Source organism: Limnofasciculus baicalensis BBK-W-15 (assembly GCF_024178385.1).
GTDB lineage: Bacteria > Cyanobacteriota > Cyanobacteriia > Cyanobacteriales > Coleofasciculaceae > Limnofasciculus > Limnofasciculus baicalensis.
Genome location: NZ_JAMZMM010000629.1, coordinates 1 through 2,019, shown reverse-complemented (window position 1 = coordinate 2,019; position 2,019 = coordinate 1). Strand labels below are relative to the sequence as shown.

General features: G+C 45.4%; 2 protein-coding genes. Both read left to right on the top strand.

Features of this window, described 5'->3' with window-relative positions; genetic code table 11:
- The first annotated feature begins 148 nt into the window (after nucleotides 1-148).
- A complete protein-coding gene (locus NJ959_RS28950; protein ID WP_254015218.1) occupies nucleotides 149-1,315 on the top strand; it encodes a pyridoxal phosphate-dependent aminotransferase in 1,167 nt (388 codons plus the stop codon).
- A gap of 506 nt (nucleotides 1,316-1,821) precedes the next feature.
- The coding region (locus NJ959_RS28945; protein ID WP_254015217.1) for a universal stress protein at nucleotides 1,822-2,019 on the top strand (198 nt) is incomplete at its 3' end.

The following is a 2,019-nucleotide window of genomic DNA, read 5'->3' as shown; positions in this document are numbered from 1 at the left end:
AGCGCTAGACTTGTTTGGCAAGAGGGAAAGCCTAGCGCTAGACTTGTTTGGCAAGAGGGAAAGCCTAGCGCTAGACTTGTTTGGCAAGGGGGAAAGCCTAGCCATGGCTTAACATAGGTACTGAGACACTCTTTCACCTAAGTCAAGCATGAAACTAGCAGCACGAGTCGGTAAAGTATCCCCATCCCTCACCCTAGTAATTTCCGCTAAAGCCAAGGCGATGAAAGCTGAAGGCTTGGATGTTTGTAGTTTCAGCGCCGGGGAACCTGATTTTGACACTCCAGCCCATATCAAGGAAGCGGCGAAAAAAGCTCTCGATGAAGGGAAAACCAAATATGGCGCAGCAGCCGGAGAGCCAAAGTTAAGGGAAGCCATTGCCCACAAACTACAAAAGGAAAACGGTTTGGATTATCAAGCCGAAAACGTCATCGTCACTAATGGTGGGAAGCATTCTCTATTTAATATGATGCTAGCCCTGATTGAAGAGGGAGATGAAGTAATCATTCCAGCTCCCTACTGGCTCTCTTATCCAGAAATGGTGAGATTAGCAGGTGGAACCCCGGTAATTGTATCAACGAATGCTGCAACAGGTTACAAAATTACCCCGGATCGGTTACGCGCATCCATTACCCCCAAAACTAAGTTATTTATTCTCAATTCCCCCTCCAATCCCACGGGGATGGTATATACCCCGGCAGAAGTGAAGGCACTAGCAGAAGTTATCGTCGAAAACGATATTTTGGTAGTTTCAGACGAAATTTATGAGAAGATTCTTTATGATGGGGCAGAACATCTGAGTATTGGTGCGGTCGGCTCTGAAATCTTCGGGCGTACTATTATCAGTAATGGTTTTGCTAAAGCCTTCTCCATGACAGGTTGGCGTTTGGGTTATCTGGCAGGTCCGGTAGAACTAATTAAAGCCACGACAACTATTCAAGGCCATGCTACATCTAATGTCTGTACCTTTGCTCAGTATGGCGCGATCGCAGCCCTAACACAACCTCAAGATTGTGTCGAAGAAATGCGTATCGCCTTTGCCGCCCGCCGACAAGTGATGTTCGATAGTCTCAACGCCATTCCCGGATTAAGTTGTCCTAAGCCTAATGGCGCATTTTATCTCTTTGTTGACATTACTAAAACTGGGTTAAAATCCCTAGAATTTTGCAATAAACTCCTCGACTCACACCATGTAGCAGCAATTCCAGGCATCGCCTTTGGGGATGACGACTGCATCCGTCTATCCTACGCTACAGATATGGCATCGATTGAGAAAGGAATGACTCGATTAGAGCAATTTGTCCTGAATGTAACCTAGTGCTGCACTGACACAAATTGTTACCAACAAAATGCCTATTTCAGGAGAGAATATAGATAGAGAAAGATTTTCATTCGCGCTACCAGGGGAGGTCAATCGGGAGCATCCCACTTTGGCAAAGATACTCGTTTTTTGACAAAGTTTTTACCCCCCCTGCCCCCCAAGTCAAAGGGGGGAGCAAGAATACAATCTCCATTTCTTCCTTTCTCGGGATGCTCCCGGTCAATCCGTAGAACAGGCATCTCGCCTGTTACTCAATAAAACTCCCCACTCCCTATTTTACGCAGCGTGGGCAATATCGATCAAATTCCTGCAATCAAAGCACCACTACGCTCATAAACCCGGTTTCTCCAAAAAATCGTGGGTTGAGACAATCGAGGTTGACGAAGAAACCGGGTTGATGACAACCTGTGCGTAAGTCCTAAAAGTTCTGCAATCAAAGCACCACAGTAAATTTTGGATATTGCCCACCCCACTATTTTCAGGTTAGAACCAGAACAAAGGAGATGACAATTGTGAAATACCAAAAAATCTTAGTCGCACTGGATCGTTCCCCTGAAGCAGATGTAGTATTTGAACAGGCGCTGGAACTAGCTAAAACACAAAAAGCAGCCCTCATGCTGTTTCACTGTCTACCGATAGACACTCAAACAGTTGCATCTTATGGAGATATATTTGGCAGAGAATTAATCGAATTTAGCCAA

Coding starts and splice junctions, on each gene's coding strand:
- NJ959_RS28950 (WP_254015218.1), top strand. CDS start 149: ATGAAACTAGCAGCACGAGTCGGTAAAGTATCCCCATCCCTCACCCTA.